Annotated in this window: 13 protein-coding genes and 1 riboswitch; of the genes, 3 read left to right on the top strand and 10 right to left on the bottom strand. The window is 73.6% G+C overall.

Annotation, left to right across the window (positions count from 1 at the left end):
- Positions 1-101: 101 nt before the first annotated feature.
- Positions 102-884 (bottom strand): metallophosphoesterase family protein, encoded by a 783-nt coding sequence (locus ABD973_RS23440; protein ID WP_125604040.1) that lies wholly within the window; start codon positions 882-884, stop codon positions 102-104.
- A gap of 254 nt (positions 885-1,138) precedes the next feature.
- On the opposite strand from ABD973_RS23440, the gene ABD973_RS23435 reads away from it, so the two are divergent.
- Entirely contained in the window at positions 1,139-2,935 is a 1,797-nt protein-coding gene (locus ABD973_RS23435; protein WP_125820889.1) for an AMP-dependent synthetase/ligase, read from the top strand.
- Here the strand turns inward: ABD973_RS23435 and ABD973_RS23430 are convergent.
- The 7 genes from ABD973_RS23430 to ABD973_RS23400 all read right to left on the bottom strand — a co-directional run bounded on the left by ABD973_RS23430 (position 2,932) and on the right by ABD973_RS23400 (position 11,904).
- The gene (locus ABD973_RS23430; protein ID WP_164720872.1) at positions 2,932-4,539 is read right to left on the bottom strand and encodes a GMC oxidoreductase; all 1,608 of its coding nucleotides are present in this window, start codon (positions 4,537-4,539) and stop codon (positions 2,932-2,934) included. The two genes, ABD973_RS23435 and ABD973_RS23430, sit on opposite strands and share 4 nt — an antisense overlap.
- An 810-nt stretch (positions 4,540-5,349) precedes the next feature.
- On the bottom strand, positions 5,350-6,492 hold the full coding sequence (locus ABD973_RS23425; protein WP_125820890.1) for a glycosyltransferase family 4 protein: 1,143 nt from the start codon (positions 6,490-6,492) through the stop codon (positions 5,350-5,352).
- A gap of 21 nt (positions 6,493-6,513) precedes the next feature.
- Positions 6,514-7,638 (bottom strand): hypothetical protein, encoded by a 1,125-nt coding sequence (locus ABD973_RS23420; RefSeq protein WP_345501923.1) that lies wholly within the window; start codon positions 7,636-7,638, stop codon positions 6,514-6,516.
- A 25-nt stretch (positions 7,639-7,663) separates the two neighbouring features.
- Positions 7,664-8,716: a C40 family peptidase gene (locus tag ABD973_RS23415; protein ID WP_125594491.1), complete on the bottom strand. Its 1,053-nt coding sequence runs from the start codon at positions 8,714-8,716 to the stop codon at positions 7,664-7,666.
- Between the two features lie 332 nt (positions 8,717-9,048).
- Complete coding sequence (locus ABD973_RS23410; protein WP_164720873.1) at positions 9,049-10,068, bottom strand: C40 family peptidase; 1,020 nt, start codon at positions 10,066-10,068, stop codon at positions 9,049-9,051.
- Positions 10,069-10,260: 192 nt separating this feature from the next.
- Positions 10,261-11,625, bottom strand: a complete 1,365-nt coding sequence (locus ABD973_RS23405; RefSeq protein WP_345504703.1) for an NYN domain-containing protein — start codon at positions 11,623-11,625, stop codon at positions 10,261-10,263.
- Positions 11,626-11,664: 39 nt separating this feature from the next.
- Positions 11,665-11,904 carry a hypothetical protein gene (locus ABD973_RS23400; RefSeq protein ID WP_007263676.1) on the bottom strand — a complete coding sequence of 80 codons (240 nt, stop codon included), beginning with the start codon at positions 11,902-11,904 and terminating at the stop codon, positions 11,665-11,667.
- A gap of 113 nt (positions 11,905-12,017) precedes the next feature.
- On the opposite strand from ABD973_RS23400, the gene ABD973_RS23395 reads away from it, so the two are divergent.
- Both ABD973_RS23395 and ABD973_RS23390 read left to right on the top strand, forming a co-directional pair.
- Positions 12,018-12,752 carry a rhomboid family intramembrane serine protease gene (locus ABD973_RS23395; protein ID WP_125594494.1) on the top strand — a complete coding sequence of 245 codons (735 nt, stop codon included), beginning with the start codon at positions 12,018-12,020 and terminating at the stop codon, positions 12,750-12,752.
- Complete coding sequence (locus tag ABD973_RS23390; RefSeq protein WP_007263678.1) at positions 12,749-13,030, top strand: Lrp/AsnC family transcriptional regulator; 282 nt, start codon at positions 12,749-12,751, stop codon at positions 13,028-13,030. Before ABD973_RS23395 ends, ABD973_RS23390 begins: the two co-directional genes overlap by 4 nt.
- Before the next feature lie 199 nt (positions 13,031-13,229).
- On the opposite strand, the gene ABD973_RS23385 is transcribed toward ABD973_RS23390, so the two are convergent.
- Both ABD973_RS23385 and trpD read right to left on the bottom strand, forming a co-directional pair.
- Complete coding sequence (locus ABD973_RS23385; protein WP_206436508.1) at positions 13,230-14,633, bottom strand: aminotransferase class V-fold PLP-dependent enzyme; 1,404 nt, start codon at positions 14,631-14,633, stop codon at positions 13,230-13,232.
- Between the two features lie 226 nt (positions 14,634-14,859).
- Positions 14,860-14,976: riboswitch (SAM riboswitch) on the bottom strand.
- Between the two features lie 88 nt (positions 14,977-15,064).
- Positions 15,065-16,129: an anthranilate phosphoribosyltransferase gene (gene trpD / locus ABD973_RS23380; protein WP_125594495.1), complete on the bottom strand. Its 1,065-nt coding sequence runs from the start codon at positions 16,127-16,129 to the stop codon at positions 15,065-15,067.
- Positions 16,130-16,276 lie beyond the last annotated feature (147 nt).

The following is a 16,276-nucleotide window of genomic DNA, read 5'->3' as shown; positions in this document are numbered from 1 at the left end:
TCCGGGGAGTATTCGAGGAAGTGTGCGGCCCGCGGCCGCCGCGTGCAGGCTACCGTGCGTGTGGGGGTCACCACTCCAGGGAGGTCACCACTCCAGGGAGGTCACCACTCCAGGGCCCATGGCTTTCCGGTGGCGGCGAAGTGGCCGACGTTCACGCACTCGGTGGCGCCGATCCGGGCCCGGCGGGCCAGCGGCTGGTGGACGTGGCCGAAGAGGGCGTAGCGGGGCCGGGTGCGGCGGATCGCGGCCAGCAGGGCTTCGCTGCCGCGTTCGAAGCGGCGGGCGACGGTGTCGTAGCAGAGTTCGGGGACCTCGGGCGGGATGTGCGAGCAGAGGACGTCGACCTCGCCGAGGGCTTCGACCTTGGCGGCGTACTCCTCGGGGTCGACCTCGTAGGGGGTGCGCATCGGCGAGGGGAGTCCGCCGCCGACGAACCCGAAGACGCGGCCGCCGATCTCCACGCGCTGGCCGTCGAGGACGGTGGTGCCGGTTCCGGCGTACTCGCTCCACAGGCCGGGGATGTCGACGTTGCCGTACGTGGCGTACGTCGGGCTGGGGAAGGCCGCGAACATCTGCGCGTACTGCCGTCGGACGGCTTCCTCGATCATCCGTTCCCTGTCGAGTCCGTCCCACAGGCGACGGCCGAATTCGCGCGCTTCCGCGAAGCGGCGGGCGGTGCGCAGTTCGACGATGCGGTGGGCGTTCTCGACGCCGAAGAGGTCGGGGAAGATGCCGCGGGAGTGGTCGGCGTAGTCGAGGAAGAGCACCAGGTCGCCGAGGCAGACGAGGGCGTCGGCGCCCTCTCCGGCGCGTGCGAGCGCGTCGGTGTTGCCGTGGACGTCGCTGACGACGTGGACCCGCGTACGACTCTTCCTGCCACCCATGCGCTCACCCTAGGGGGGCCTGGCTCCGGCCGGGTAGGGGGAGGGTCGCAGGCGGCCGGACCTGCGGTTACTTCCGAGTCGCGAACACGGTCGACTACTGTCGGCAGCGTATTGGCGGGTCTTGCGCCGCATCGCGATGTACAGAATGTGACGCACGGAACATCTGGCCGGTTCCCTCTACCGGGAACCCACTACCGGTGGGTAACGTCCGGTCGGTCCACACGGTGGCGATGGCGCCCAGAGGAGCAGCAGTCTTGCGCGAGTTCAGCCTTCCGGCCCTGTACGAGGTCCCGTCGGACGGGAACCTGACGGATCTCATCCGCCGCAACGCCGCCCAGCACCCAGACACCGCCGTCATCAGCCGCAAGGTCGACGGCCGGTGGCAGGACGTGACGGCGGTGGAGTTCCTCGCCGAGGTGCGGGACGTCGCCAAGGGCCTGATCGCGTCGGGCATCCGCCCCGGCGACCGGGTCGCCCTGATCTCCCGCACCCGCTACGAGTGGGTGCTGTTCGACTTCGCGATCTGGACCGCGGGCGGCGTCACCGTCCCCGTGTACGAGACCAGCTCCCCCGAGCAGATCCAGTGGATCCTCGGCGACTCCGGGGCCGTCGCGGCCGTCGTGGAGAGCCCCGGGCACAGCGCGAACGTGGCCTCCCTGCGGGACCGGCTGCCCGAGCTGCGCGAGGTCTGGGAGATCGAGAAGGACGCCCAGGGCCTGCTGAAGGCCGCGGGCGCGGAGGTCACCGACGCCGAGGTGGACGCGCGCAGCGCCCTCGCGGTCGCCGACGACCCGGCGACGATCGTCTACACCTCGGGCACCACCGGCCGCCCCAAGGGCTGCGTGCTGACCCACCGCAACTTCTTCGCCGAGTGCGGCAACGTGGTGGAGCGGCTGAAGCCGCTCTTCCGCACCGGCGAGTGCTCCGTGCTGCTGTTCCTCCCGGCCGCGCACGTCTTCGGCCGCCTGGTCGAGGTGGCGGCGGTGCTGGCGCCGATCCGGCTGGGCTGCGTACCGGACATCAAGAACCTCACCGACGAGCTGCAGTCCTTCCGCCCCACGCTGATCCTCGGCGTGCCGCGCGTCTTCGAGAAGGTCTACAACTCGGCGCGGGCCAAGGCGCAGGCCGACGGCAAGGGCAAGATCTTCGACGCGGCCGCCGACACGGCGATCGCGTACAGCCGGGCGCTGGACACCCCCTCGGGCCCGTCCTTCGGCCTGAAGCTGAAGCACAAGCTGTTCTCGAAGCTCGTCTACTCCAAGCTGCACGCCGTCCTCGGCGGGCGCGGCGAGTACGCGATCTCCGGCGGCGCCCCGCTCGGCGAGCGCCTCGGCCACTTCTTCCGCGGCATCGGCTTCACGGTCCTGGAGGGCTACGGCCTGACGGAGACCTGCGCGGCCACCGCGTTCCTGCCGTGGGACAAGCAGAAGATCGGTACGGTCGGCCAGCCGCTGCCCGGTTCCGTGCTGCGCATCGCCGACGACGGCGAGGTGCTGGTGCACGGCGAGCACGTCTTCAAGGAGTACTGGAAGAACGAGGCGGCCACCGCCGAGGCGATGACGGACGGCTGGTTCCACACCGGCGACGTCGGCACCCTCGACGAGGACGGCTACCTCAAGATCACCGGTCGCAAGAAGGAGCTCATCGTCACGGCCGGCGGCAAGAACGTCGCCCCCGCGGTGATCGAGGACCGGATCCGGGCGCACGCGCTGGTAGCGGAGTGCATGGTGGTCGGCGACGCGCGGCCGTTCGTGGCCGCGCTGGTCACCATCGACGAGGAGTTCCTCGGCCGGTGGGCCGCGGAGAACGGCAAGCCGGCCGGGGTGACGGCGGCGGAGCTGCGCGAGGACGCGGAGCTGATCGCCGCCGTCCAGAAGGCCGTCGACGACGGCAACGCGGCGGTGTCCAAGGCGGAATCGGTGCGGAAGTTCCGCATCCTGGGCTCCCAGTTCACGGAGGAGTCCGGCCACATCACGCCGTCGCTGAAGCTGAAGCGCAACGTGGTGGCGAAGGACTTCGCGGACGAGATCGACGCCCTGTACCGGGCCTAGGGCCGGGCGAGGATCCGCTCCATGTTCCGCTCGGCGAGGGCCGTGATCGTCACGAACGGGTTCACGCCGAGCGAGCCGGGTACGAGCGATCCGTCGAGCACGTACAGCCCCTGGTAGCCCTTGACCCGCCCGTAGGCGTCGGTGGCCTCGCCGAGGACGCAGCCGCCGAGCGGGTGGTAGGTGAAGTCGTCGGCGAAGGCCCTGTTGTCGCCGAACAGGTCGTGGCGGTAGACGGTGACGTTGCGGCGGTTGATCCGGTCGAAGAGGTTCCTGGCCGCCGCGACCGCCGGGGCGTTCTGGTCCCGGGTCCAGTTCAGCCGTGCCGAGTCGGTCGCGGCGTCGTAGACGAAGCGGCCGCGTTCCGGGTTCCTGGTGATGGCCAGGTACATCGAGATCCAGTGCTCGATGCCCATGGGGAGCGGGGCGATCTCCGCGAAGACCGGGTTGGCGGCGTTGTCCCAGTCGTCGATGCCGAGGGCGGGCATGGTGGCCTGGTTGCAGCCGACCGTGTCCCACAGGTGGTTGGCGCGGGCGGTCATCACGTTGCCGTTGGGGCCCCAGCCGAGCCCGACCTTCTCGCTGAGCGCGGGCAGCGCGCCGGTCTCGCGGGCGCGCAGCAGGATCTCGGTGGTGCCGAGGCTGCCGGCGCCCAGGAACAGCTGCCCGCAGCCGAGTTCGCGGACCTGGGTGACGCGGCCGGTGACGTCGCTCGTGTGGACGGTCAGGACGTAGCCGCCGGCCGGGTCCTGGCGTACGGCGACCACCCGCTGCATGGTCTCGATGGTGACGTTGCCGGTGCCGAGGGCGGCGGCGAGGTAGGTCTTGTCAACGCTCTTCTTGCCGTGGTTGTTGCCGTAGATGACCTCGCCGGCGAGGGCGGAGCGGGTGGCGGTGCCGGCCGCCTCGCGCTTCATGTACTCGAAGTCGTAGACGTTGGGCACGAAGGTGGTCTTCAGGCCGGTGTTCTGGGCGTGTCTTCTGGAGGTCCGCGCGAAGCGGTACCACTCCGTGGACTCGAACCAGGCGGGGTCGATCCCGTTGACGCCGAGCATGGCGCGGGCGCGGGGGAAGTAGGTGCCGTACATCTCCTCGGCGTCCACGCCGGGGAACACCTCGGCGAAGTAGGAGCGTCTGGGGGTCGGGGCCATGCCGCCGTTGACGAGCGAGCCGCCGCCGACGCCGCGGCCGACGTAGACGGAGATGCCGCCGTGGTTCACCCGGTCGAGGACCCCGGGGTAGGGGCTGATGTCGCGGTTGACCACGTCGAGCCAGAGGAACTGGGCGAGCGGGGCCTCGGTGCGGGTGCGGAACCACATGGAGCGCTGGTCGGGCGCGGAGGTGGAGGGGAACACCTTGCCGTCGGGGCCGGGGGTGTTCCACAGCCGCCCCATCTCCAGGACGACGGTGCGCACGCCGGCCTGCCCGAGGCGCAGCGCGGCAACGGCGGAGCCGTAGCCGGAGCCGACGACGACGGCGGGCGCGTACGGGGCGGCGGGGGGTTCGGCCGCGGCGGCGGCGCCGAGGCCGATGCGGGTGATGCCGAGGGCTGCGGCGGCGCGGAGGGCGTTGAGGCCGAGTTGACGGCGCGTCAGGTTGGGTGTCATGGGCGCATCATGAGCGGATTCCACCCAACCGGCCATAACGCGCACCGCCACGCATGTGAGTAACAGTCAGACATGTGTGGACCGTAACCACACCCCGGCGCCGGTCCGCCGCCCTGCACGTTTCCGCCCACGATTGCCCCTGATGGACCGACCTTGCCGCCTCATGCCGGTTCTTGACGCCCACTGCGTCCCTCCGAGGGTGCGTACGGGTCGCGTGCGGGTACGGGTGCCGCTGCGCGGGCGAGGTCCCCTACCCGCCCTTCCACCGTTCCCAGGGGCTCCGCCCCTGACCCCGTAGGGCCCCCGACGGCCGCCAGTCGCCGAGATCAGAGAAGCGCGTAGCGATCTTCTGCGCCTCGGCGCTCCCCAGGGGGCTCTGATCAACCTCTCGCGCGGGCAGCCGGCCCCCGGCCCCCGGCCCCCGGCCCATCGCTGAGGGAGCCGCTCCCCTCCCCCTGCCCCGTGACCGTTCCTCTGGGGGTTTCCCGGCAGTCTTTCGGCTTTCCGGGGCGGGCCGGCCGGTCAAGGGTCGCCGAAGGCGATCACGAAGTGACGCGACGAAGGAGCGTCCTTGACGGGCCGGCCCGAACCGGAAGGACGATGGGACTGCCGGGAAACCCCCAGCCCTTCCTGAGGCCGCCCAGCGGGACACCGCTCTCCCGGCCCCCGGACCCGCAGACAGGGAGGCGGGTGGGCAACCACCGCCCCGCCCCCACCCCTCGCGGGGGAGACAGCCGGCCCGGAGCGGCGCCACGCCCCACCGGCCCGCAGACAGGGAGGCGGGTGGGCAACCAGGCTGCCCGTTCAGCGCTACAGCAGCTCGCGCAGCCCCTCCGCCAGGTGGTCCCAGCGCCACTGGCGTTCCACCCAGGCGCGGCCCGCCTCGCCCATGCGGGCGCGGAGTTCCGGGTCGCCGAGCAGGGTGATGATGCGGTCCGCCGCTTCGTCGGGGGCGCCGCCGCGGACCACCCAGCCGGTCTCGCCGTCCAGCACCGCGTCCGGCGCACCGCCCGAGTCGCCCGCGACCACCGGCAGGCCCGTCGCCGAGGCCTCCAGGTAGACGATGCCGAGCCCCTCCACGTCCAGCCCGCCCCGCCGGGTCCGGCACGGCATCGCGAAGACGTCCCCGGCGCCGTAGTGGGCGGGGAGCTCCGACCAGGGGACGGCGCCCGTGAAGACCACCGAGTCGGCGACCCCCTTCGCGGCGGCCAGCGCCCGCAGGTCCGCCTCGTACGGGCCGCCGCCCACGATCAGCAGCGCCGCGTCCGGCACCGCCGCCAGGATCCGCGGCATCGCCTCGATCAGGGTGTCCTGCCCCTTGCGGGGAACGAGGCGGGACACGCAGACGACCACCGGCCGGTCGGACAGGCCCAGCCGCGCCCGGACCTCCGCGCCGCCCGAGCCGGGGTGGAAGGTCTTCTCGTCCACCCCCGGCGGCAGCTGGACCATCCGCGCCGCCGCCCGGTCCGTCACCGCCGAGGCGATCCGCGAACGGGTGTACTCCCCCAGGTAGGTCAGGGTGTCCGTGCCCTCGCCGATCCGCCGCAGCAGCTGCCGCGCGGCCGGCAGCTGCGCCCAGCCGGCCTCGTGCCCGTGCGTGGTGGCGACGATCCGCCGCGCGCCGGCCCGCCGCAGCGCCGGGCCCATCAGCCCGAGCGGGGCCGCCGCCCCGAACCACACCGACTCGCAGCCGTGCTCGCGCAGCAGGGACACCGCCCGCCGGGTCACCCGGGGCGTCGGCAGCAGCATCGTCGTACGGTCGCGGACCACCGGGAACGGCTGTTCCGCGTCGAAGGCGGCGGTGGCCTCGCGGCCCTCCGCGCCGTGCTTCCAGGTGGACGCGTAGACGACGACCCGCTCGGGGTCCAGCCGCAGCGCCATGTTGTGCAGGAAGGCCTGGATGCCGCCCGGGCGCGGCGGGAAGTCGTTCGTCACGATCAGCGTCTTGTGCATCCCCGCCAACGTACCGGACCGCTACCGCAGGTCCGCCCCCAGCGCCTGCCGCCAGGCCTCCGTCAGCCCGGGGAGGTCCGTCCCCAGGGCCTGCTCCAGCGCCGCCGGCAGCGGTTCGCGGCCCGCCAGCTCGTACAGGCGGACCAGCGCCCCCTCGCCCCACCGGGCGGCGACCAGCCGGCAGGCCAGCCAGGCGCCCTCGTAGGCGCGGGCCGCCGCCGACGGGTCGGTGCCGAAGGCGAACGCGTCGTCGGCCGGCAGCGCGCCCGGCAGCTCGCCGCGCCGCACGGCCCGGGCCAGCTCCGGCGCGCCCTCCGCCGGGGTGGTCCCCGTCCCCCGGTACGCCACCCAGTCCGCGAAGCCCTCCGACAGCCACTGCGGGGTCCGCGCCGAGGTCGCGGCGCGGGTCGCGGCGTGGGTGACCTCGTGGGTGAGGACGATTCGCCGCCCGGCCTCCGAAAGGCCCGCGTACCCCTCCGGGTTGACCACGACCCGGTCGGCCGGCGCCGGCCCGCCCCCGGTGCTGCCGGTGGTGACGGCGCCCAGGCCCCGGTAGGTGTCGGCCGGCCGCCCCAGCAGCGCGGCCATCGCGTCCAGCGTCGCGGGTGCCAGGACCACCACCCGCCGCGCCCACGGCCCCGGCCAGGCCGCGCCGACGGCCGGCACCGCCCGGTCGGCCCCGTCCGCGAGGGCGGACAGCTCCTGCGGGCTGCGGCCGACCCCGAGGACCAGGCTGTGCGCGCCCCGCACGACGGCCGGGTCCCCCTGGTCCCACAGCTGCGCCGGCGCCCCGGGGGCGGGCCGGTCGGCGGTGACCCGCCAGCCGGTGCCGTCCCGGGTCAGCTCCACCTCGCGGGCCGAGGCCGCCGGGGCCGCGTCGTAGCCGGCCAGCCGGTAGCGCAGCTCCGCGCGCGCGAAGGCGCGTACGCCGTCCTGCCGGACCGTGGCGACCCGGTACGACCAGTCCTCCAGCGGGATCCCGGCGAGCCGCGCGGGCGGGGCCGCCGACCAGTCGGCCACGGCCCGCCGTACCGCCGCGTCGGCCGGGGCCGCGGGCTCGGGGCCCGTGCAGCCGGCCAGCGCCGGGAGCGGGCACAGCGCGAGCGCGAGGAGGCGTACGGCGGTGCGTCGGCGGACCCGGATCATCCGCCGATCGTACGCAGGGGCGGGCTCAGGGCCGGGTCACCGAGGACACCGGCATCATCCCGACGGGGTCGTACCGCACCCGCGCGCCCGGGTACGGGGCGTGCACCACCTGGCCGTTGCCCACGTACATGCCGACGTGGCTGGCGTCGGAGCGGTACGTCACCAGGTCCCCGGGCTGCGCCTGCGACAGCGGCACCTGCCGGCCCGCGTACCGCTGGGCCTGCGAGGTGCGCGGCAGGGAGACGCCCGCCTGGCGGTACGACCACACCATCAGCCCGGAGCAGTCGAAGCCGGAGGGGCCGGTGGAGCCCCACACGTAGGGCTTCCCGACGGCGGCCCGGGCGGCCATCACGGCGGCCATGGCGCGGCCCGAGGCGCGGCCGCCGCCGACGGGCAGGTCGGGCAGGCCGTCGGCGTGGCCCCGGCCGCCGGAGCGGGAGGCGCGCTCGAAGTCGGCGCGCTCCTCGGAGGGCATCTCGTTGAGCAGCCGGCGCGCGGCGGCGAGCTTCGCCGTGACGGAGCGCTTCTGGGTGGCCACCTCGGTGCGCAGCGCCTCCAGTTCGGCGAGCTTGCGGGAGGCGTCCTGGCGCTGCTGTCCGATCCGGCTCTGCTCCTCGCGGAGTTCGGCCAGCTGCTGGGCGCGGCGGCCGCTGAGCCGGCCCAGGACAGCGGCCTTGTCGAGGTAGGCGGCGGGGTCGTCGGAGAGCATCAGCTCGACGGTGGGGTCCAGGCCGCCGGAGCGGTACTGGGCGCCGGCGAAGGTTCCGAGGACCCCGCGCATGGTGTTGATGCGGTCCTGGCCGCGGGCGACGGCGTCCTGGGCCCGGCTGATCTGGGCGCGCAGGGCGTCGGCCTTCTCGCCGGCCTCGTTGTACCGCTCGGTGGCCTGCTCGGCCTCCTCGAAGAGCCGGTCGACCTGGGCGCGGGCGCTTCCGGCGGGTTCCTGGGGGAGGCCCGGGGAGGCGAGCGCGGGTGCGCCCGTGATGGCCACGGCGGCGCCCGCCGCGGCGGCGGTGAAGGCGGTGACCTTGGTGTTCCGGTCGAGGCCGCTGAGCCCGGACCGGCGGTGGGACGCCATGGGGAACCGCTCCTTCCGCTGTGCGGGGCCCGGGTCCGCCCCCCGTGGACGGCCGTGTACCGGGTTCCGCGCTGGCAGACAGTAGCCGCGTGGCCACGCACCGGCCAACGACCGGCGGGGGGCGCGCATGACGGCTACCCGCCTCAGACGCAGGTCATGGGCGGGGCACGGGGTCAGGGCCCCTCCGCGCAATTCGCCCGGATGGGCGGTGTACGGCGGGCCAGGGGCGGAGGGCCCGGGGCGGAGGGTCAGATGCGGCGGGCCCGGGGCGGAGGGTCAGATGCGGCGGGCCCGGGGCGGAGGGTCAGATGCGGCGGGCCCGGGGCGGAGGGTCAGATGCGGACGCCGAACTGGAACGGCATGTTGTCCATCGACTCGTACTTGACTCCGCCGCGCGGGTTGGAGGCGTGCAGGGTCATGTTGTTGCCGGCGTACAGGCCGACGTGGTGCAGGTCGTCGTAGAAGAAGACCAGGTCACCGGGCTGGAGCTGGCTGCGGCCGATGCGCGTGCCGTCGTTGGCCTGGGTGTAGGTGGTGCGGCTGATGCCGACGCCGGCCTGGCCGTAGGCCCACTGGGTCAGCCCGGAGCAGTCGTAGGCGCTGGGGCCGGTGGCGCCCATGATGTACGCGCTGCCCAGCTTGGTCTTCGCGGCCGCCAGCGCGGCCCCCGCCCGGCCGGAGGCCTTCACCGCGGGGGCGGCCTTCTGCCCGGCCGCGCTCTGCCTGGCTTCCTCCTCCTTGAGCCGGCCGCGGTCCTGGGCGCTGAGCGTGTTGAGGAGGGCCTGGGCCTCGGCGAGCTTGTCCTGGGCGGCCTTCTTCTTCTCGGCGAGTTCCTTGCGGGTGGCGTCGAGGTCGGCGAGCTTGCTCGCGGCCTCCTGGCGCTGCTGGGCGAGGGCGCGCTGCTTGGCCTGGATCCGGGCGACCGCCTCCAGCTGTCTGCCGCTCAACTGCTGGAGGGTGGAGGCCTTGTCGAGGTAGGTCTCGGGGTCGGCGGAGAGCAGGAGCGCGACGGACGGGTCGAGGCCGCCGCCGCGGTACTGGGCGGTGGCCAGCGAACCGAGGGTGTTGCGCAGGTCGTTGAGCTCGTCCTGGTCGCGGGCCACGGCGTCCTGGAGCCGCGCGATCTCCTTCTCGAGTTCCGCCTGGTGCTCGCGGGCCCCGTTGGACTTCTCGGTGGCCTGCTCGGCCTCCTCGTAGAGGGCGTCGACCTTGCTCTTGACCTCGTCCTTGTCGGGTCCGGCGGGGGCGGCCACGGCGGACTGCGCGGAGAGGGCGACCGCCGCGGCGGCGGTGGCGGTGAGCACGGTCACGCGGGTGCGGGCCGGCGGCCTGGGTCGGCGGTGGGACGCCACGGGGGCGGGCTCCTTCTCCTCGGGGGCCCGCACCCGAACGGGTGCGCTACCGCACGAAGGTTTGAGCGGACCCTAGCGAGCCGTCCTTGATCACTTCAAACCCCCTGCAGAAAAATCCCGACGCCGTTCCGCTTCCTTCACACAAGCCCCACGCTGCGTGCCGAGGAGCTGACGGTACGTCTTCCGCTTGCGTTACGAAACGCGCGAAAGCCGCTTGAGCAGCAATGCGGACGTCACCGGCCGGGCGCCCGCCTTCGCCACCCCGTCGGCCACCTCGCGGTCGGTGGAGACCACCACCACCGGACGGCCGGGCGGCTCGGCCCGCACCAGCTGGCGGATCAACTCGTCCGCCGTCACACCCGCCTTGGAGAACAGCACCCGCACCCCGCGCGGCGGCGCGAGCAGCACCGGCGCCGCCAGCTCCGCACCGTCGAAGACGCACGTCATCTCGGCACCCGTCTGCGCGGCCAGCATCGACAGCCCGCCCAGCAGCCGCAGCCGCTGCTTCTCCAACGGCATCGTCGGATAGCCGGTCTTCGTCACGTTGTAGCCGTCGACCACCAGGTGCGCCTGGGGCAGCGCCAGCAGCTGGTCCAGCAGCGCCGGATCGGTCTCCGACAGGGCGCGCGCCGCGATGTCCTTCGGGGTCATCCGGCCCGGCTCCACCGCGTCCACGGTGTCGGCCGGCCGCGTGGAGACCGGCGGCAGCGCCAGCTCGCGGCGCAGTCCGGCCGCCGCGTCCAGCACGGTGTCCAGCAGCAGCCGCAGCCGCATGTCCTCGACGCTGCGCCCCTCCCGGATGGCCCGGCGCGAGGTCTCCAGCGCCGACTCCACCTCCGCCAGGCGGGACTTCAGGCGCCGGGACTCGCTCTCGGCGGCGGCCACCTGCGCCGCCGCCTCACCGCGGATCCCGTCGATCTCGCCGCCCAGCTTGCGCAGGGCGGCCTCGCCCCGCTTGACGTCGCTCAGGGCGCTGCGCAGCTTGCGCTGAAGCGATTCCGCTTCCTTGCGGGCGGCCTCCAGCTCGGCCCGCACCTGCTCGCCGCCGGAGCGCTGGGCCTCCTTCAGCTGGGCCAGCTCCTCGCGCAGCCGCTCCAGCTCCCGCCGTGTCTCGTCGCCGACCCGCTCGGCGTCGGCGCGCTGCGCCTCCTCACCGGCGGACGCCACCAGCTTGACCCAGCCGGCCGGGCGCAGCACGTACGCGGCGGCCGCCACGTCCAGCGGGTCCGCGGCGGCGGGCGGGGCGCCCGACTCCAGGGCCCCGGTCAGCTCGGGCTGCGCCTCGCGCAGCTTCTCCGCGATCCGGCTGCGGAAGACCCCGTCGGTCTCCACGGCCGCGGCCATGGCGTTGCCCGCGAACTTGGCGCGGCGGGTCGGGGTGAAGCGGGCGTACTGCCGCAGCTGCGCCGGGAGGTCCCCGACCGTCAGACCGCCGAAGGCGTCCGAGACGATCGCGACGACCCGGCGCCGCACGCCTTCCGGCAGCGGGCGGTCGAGGACCTCCGCGGCGTCGCCGGCCGCGTCGGCCTGCGTCGCGCCGCTTGCTGGCTCCACAATCCGTCACCCCTACCGTGATCTACTGTGGGCCCCGCTCCGTCAGGAGTCGGTGCCCGGCCTGTCCACGAGCTCGATCTGGTCCACCGCGTTGCACCAGCGGCAGCGGACCGACTCGATGGTCTCACTGACCACCTCGCGCTCCTCGACCTTGGGCTCCCCGGCGAGATCGAGGTGGACGTACTCCACGACCTTCGACGATCGGGTGACATCGAACCGCGTGAGGTTGCCGCACAGGGTGCAGCGCCACCGGGTGGTGTCGGTCGGCAGGGGAACCGTCATCAGGCCGCTCTCTCCTTCGTAGCTCATTCAATTAAAGCCCTACGCCGCGGTCGGCGGACCGCAGCACGTAACCCTACGGCCTGGCACCACCCTCAGGTGGGTCCGCCTGCGTCATGCTCTGTCGCATGATCGTAAAGTGGCGGACCCTGTGCGATGCCGCCCGGGGGCCCGTGGTCACGTACGCGCTGATCGCCGCCTGCTGCGCGGTGTTCGTCCTCGGCCCGGCTTCTGGCCTGAACCCGGCCTACGGGACGGGCGATCTGCTCGTGGAGACGGGGACGGCGTACTTCCGGCACTGGGGCGTCGTCCCCGACGAGCTGTTCTCGGGGGCCGGACGCCCGCTCCTGACCCCGCTGACGGCGCTGTTCGTCCACGGCAGCTGGCTGCACCTGCTCGGGAACATGCTGTTCCTCTACGTCTTCGGCGCGATGACGGAGGAGCGGATGGGCCGGGCGCCCTTCCTCGTGTTCTACGTCTGCACGGGTTACCTCGCGCTGGCGGCCTACGCGGCGGCCAACGCGTCCTCGGACCAGACCCTGGTGGGCGCGTCGGGGGCGATCTCGGCGGCGCTGGGGGCCTTCCTGTGCCTCTTCCCGCGGGCGCGGGTGACCAGCCTGTTCCCGTTCCTGCTCTTCCTGCCGCTGCGCTTCCCGGCATGGATCGTGCTGCTGTTCTGGTTCGGCCTCCAGTGGCTGGCGGCGCACCGGGCGGGGAGCGGTCCGGGAGTGGCCTACCTGGCCCACGTGGTGGGGTTCTCGCTGGGCTTCTGCTACGCGTGGGCCCGCTATCGCCGTACGACTAGAGTGAGGAGACCAGTGACTGCCGGCGAGGGAGACAGCCAACCGTGATCACCGCGATCGTGCTCATCAAGACCAGCGTGGACCGGATCCCCGAGATCGCGGAGTCCATCGCGCAGCTGGACAGCGTCAGCGAGGTCTACTCCGTCACCGGTACGTACGACCTGATCGCCCTGGTCCGGGTGGCCCGCCACGAGAACCTCGCGGACATCATCCCGGGCCGGATCAGCAAGATCCCGGGCGTCGAGGCCACCGACACGCACGTCGCGTTCCGCACGTACTCGCAGCACGACCTCGAAGCCGCCTTCGCCATCGGCCTGGACGCGTAGCCCTCTCCCCGGGCCGGTACGGGGTGCCACTGCGCGGGGCCCGTCCTGGGGGCTCCGCCCCCAGACCCCCACGCCTCAAACGCCGGCGGGGCTGGAATTTGCCGCTGCGCGGCGCTTCCAGCCCCGCCGGCGTTTGAGGCGAGAACGGTTGAAGGGCGGGGAGGGGCAGGCCCCGCGCAGCGGCCGGCCCCGCGCACACCTACACAGCCGGCACGCAGCGGCCCTCTTCCGTCCGGTAGGACCACTTCGCACCGTCCTCGACCAGCTCCCGCACCGCGCGGACGAACCGCTCCACGTGCTCGTCCGGCGTCCCCGCCCCGAAGCTGACCCGGATCGCGTTCAGCGACCGCTCCCCCGGCGCCGCCTCCGGCGCCCCGCACTCGCCCTGGGCCTGCGGCTCGCTGCCCAGCAGGGTGCGGACCAGCGGGTGGGCGCAGAACAGCCCGTCCCGCACCCCGATCCCGTACTCGGCGGACAGCGCGGCCGCGAAGTGCGAGCTGTTCCAGCCGTCCACCACGAACGAGATGACGCCGACGCGCGGGGCGTCGTCCCCGAACAGCGACAGCACCCGCACCGCCGGGACCTCCGCCAGGCCCTCGCGGACCTTGGCGATGAGGTGCTCCTCCCGGGCGACGAGGTTCTCGAAGCCGGCCTCCCGCAGGGCGCGGCAGGCGGAGGCGATGGAGTAGACGCCGATCACGTTCGGGGAGCCGGCCTCGTGCCGGGCGGCGGTGGTGTGCCACTCGACGTCGACGCCGCCGTCCTCGCGGCGGGCCACCTTGCGGGAGGCGCCGCCCCCGGCGAGGTACGGCTGCGCCTCCTGGAGCCAGTCGGCGCGGCCGGCGAGCACGCCCGAGCCGAAGGGCGCGTACAGCTTGTGCCCCGAGAACGCGACCCAGTCCACGTCCAGCTCCCGTACGGAGACGGGGTGGTGGGGGGCCAGCTGGGCGGCGTCCAGCACGATGCGCGCGCCGTGGGCGTGCGCGGCGGTGGCGAGCTCCTTCACCGGCCACAGCTCACCGGTGACGTTGGACGCGCCGGTGACGCACACCAGCGCCGGGCCGTAGCCCTCTTCAATTGATGCAGTGCGGTCGGCGAGGGCCCGCTCCAGGGTGGCGACGGCCTCGCCGGGGGTGCGGGGGGCGTTGAGGTAGGTGACCCGGGCGTCGCCCCAGGGCAGCAGCGAGGCGTGGTGCTCGGTCTCGAAGACGAACACCTGGCAGCCGGCCGGCAGCGCGGCGGCGAGCAGGTTCAGGGAGTCGGTGGTGGACCGGGTGAAGACGACCTGGTCGGCGGGGCGGCAGTCGAGGAACTCGGCGACGGTGGCGCGGCTCTGCTCGAACAGGTCGGTGGAGAGCTGCGAGAGGTAGCCGGCGCCGCGGTGGACGCTGCCGTAGTACGGGGCGTACGCGGCGACGTCGTCCCAGACCCGCTGCAGCGCGGGGGCGCTGGCCGCGTAGTCCAGGGCCGCGTAGGTGACCTCGCCGCCGGTGACGAGGGGAACGGTGACGTCCCGGCCGAGCACCGGCAGCGGCCCGTCACAGGCGGGGACGTCGGCGGCGGTGGCGCAGGCGGCGGTGGCGGCGTTCAGGGATGCGGACATGGCGGTATCTCCCGGCAGGCAGGGCTGAATGGCTTCGGAGTGCCCGTACGCGGGTGCGGCGACGCGCGGCGGCGGCCGTCAGGGGGTACGGGAAGGTCCTCGGACTGATCGGGGGTACGCGGAAGGCACCCTGATCCGAGGGCTGAAGAAGGGGCGGATTCGCCCTATCGCATTCGCTTGCTCACGGAAAACGCTCCTCGAGAGACCAGGACCCCTGGTGTCGAGGGATCCGCGCTTGCCGTAGACCTCGCTGCCTACGGCCTGGTCATCACCCGGGGCACCCCGCCACGGAAGGAGGGTTGCCGGACAGCAAGCCGGGGCCTAAACGCTGTCACTCGTGACCTTGGAGAGCATCCTGCCACAAGATCCCGCACGCGCAAGACCCCGGTCCACATCGTGGACCGGGGCCGTGACCGGAAGGGAACCCGGCCTCAGCGGTTGCTGGCCGCCACCCAGCGGTCCAGCACCGCGCGCGCGGACCCGGAGTCGATGGACTCCGCCGCACGGGCCATGCCGGCCGCGAGCTGCTCCTCCAGCGTGCCGGTGCCGGGGTCCAGCGCCACCAGGGCGCTCGCCGAGTTCAGCAGGACGGCGTCGCGCACCGGGCCCGTCTCCCCCGCCAGCAGGCGGCGGGCGACGTCCGCGTTGTACGAGGGGTCGCCGCCGCGCAGGGCCGAGATGTCGACCGTGCCGAGGCCCACGTCACGCGGGTCGAAGGCGTGCTCCGTGACCTCGCCGTCGCGGACCCACCACACCCGAGAGGTCCCGGTGGTGGTCAGCTCGTCCAGGCCGTCGTCCCCGCGGAACACCAGGGCGGAGGTCCCCCGCCCGGCGAGCACCCCGGCCATGATCGGGGCCAGCCGGGCGTCCGCCACTCCGACCGCCTGCGCCGTGACGCGGGCCGGGTTGGTGAGCGGGCCGAGGCCGTTGAACGCGGTGCGCACCCCGAGGTCGCGGCGGGCCGAGGCGGCGTAGCGCAGGGCGGGGTGGAAGACCACCGCGGCGCAGAAGGTGATGCCGGCCTCCTCGGCGACCTGCGCCACCCGCTGCGGGGTGAGGGCCAGGTTGACGCCGAGCTTCTCCAGGACGTCGGAGGAGCCGCTGGCGGAGGACGCCGCCCGGTTGCCGTGCTTGACGATCTTGGCTCCGGCGCCGGCGGCCACGATGGCGGACATGGTCGAGATGTTGACCGTCTTGGCGCCGTCGCCGCCCGTGCCGACGATGTCCACGGTCCGCCCCGGCACCTCGATCACGTTGGCGTGGGCGTACATCGTGCGGACCAGCCCGGTGTACTCGGCGACCGTCTCGCCCTTGGCCCGCAGGGCCACCGCGAAGCCCGCGATCTGCGCGTCCGTGGCCTCGCCCCGCATGATCCGCTCCATCGCCCAGGCGGTGTCCTCGGCGACGAGGTCCTGACGGGTGAGCAGCGCCTCCAGGATGCCCGGCCAGCCGCGGGCCGCCACGCTGTCGCCGCCTGCCGGGGTCGCAACGTTCATGGTCAGCTCCTGCTGCTCGTCGGGGTCGTACGTCCGATGGGAAGGATCTCAGCCTATCCAGCCCCGGAGACGGCAAAGAGCCCCGTCCAGCGACTGGACGGGGCTCTCGCCGTGGCGACACCAGGACCGGACGGGCCGGTCCCTCAA

Source organism: Streptomyces racemochromogenes (assembly GCF_039535215.1).
Lineage (GTDB): Bacteria > Actinomycetota > Actinomycetes > Streptomycetales > Streptomycetaceae > Streptomyces > Streptomyces racemochromogenes.
Note: the sequence above shows the minus strand (reverse complement) of the source record. Positions and strands in the feature narration are given on the sequence as shown.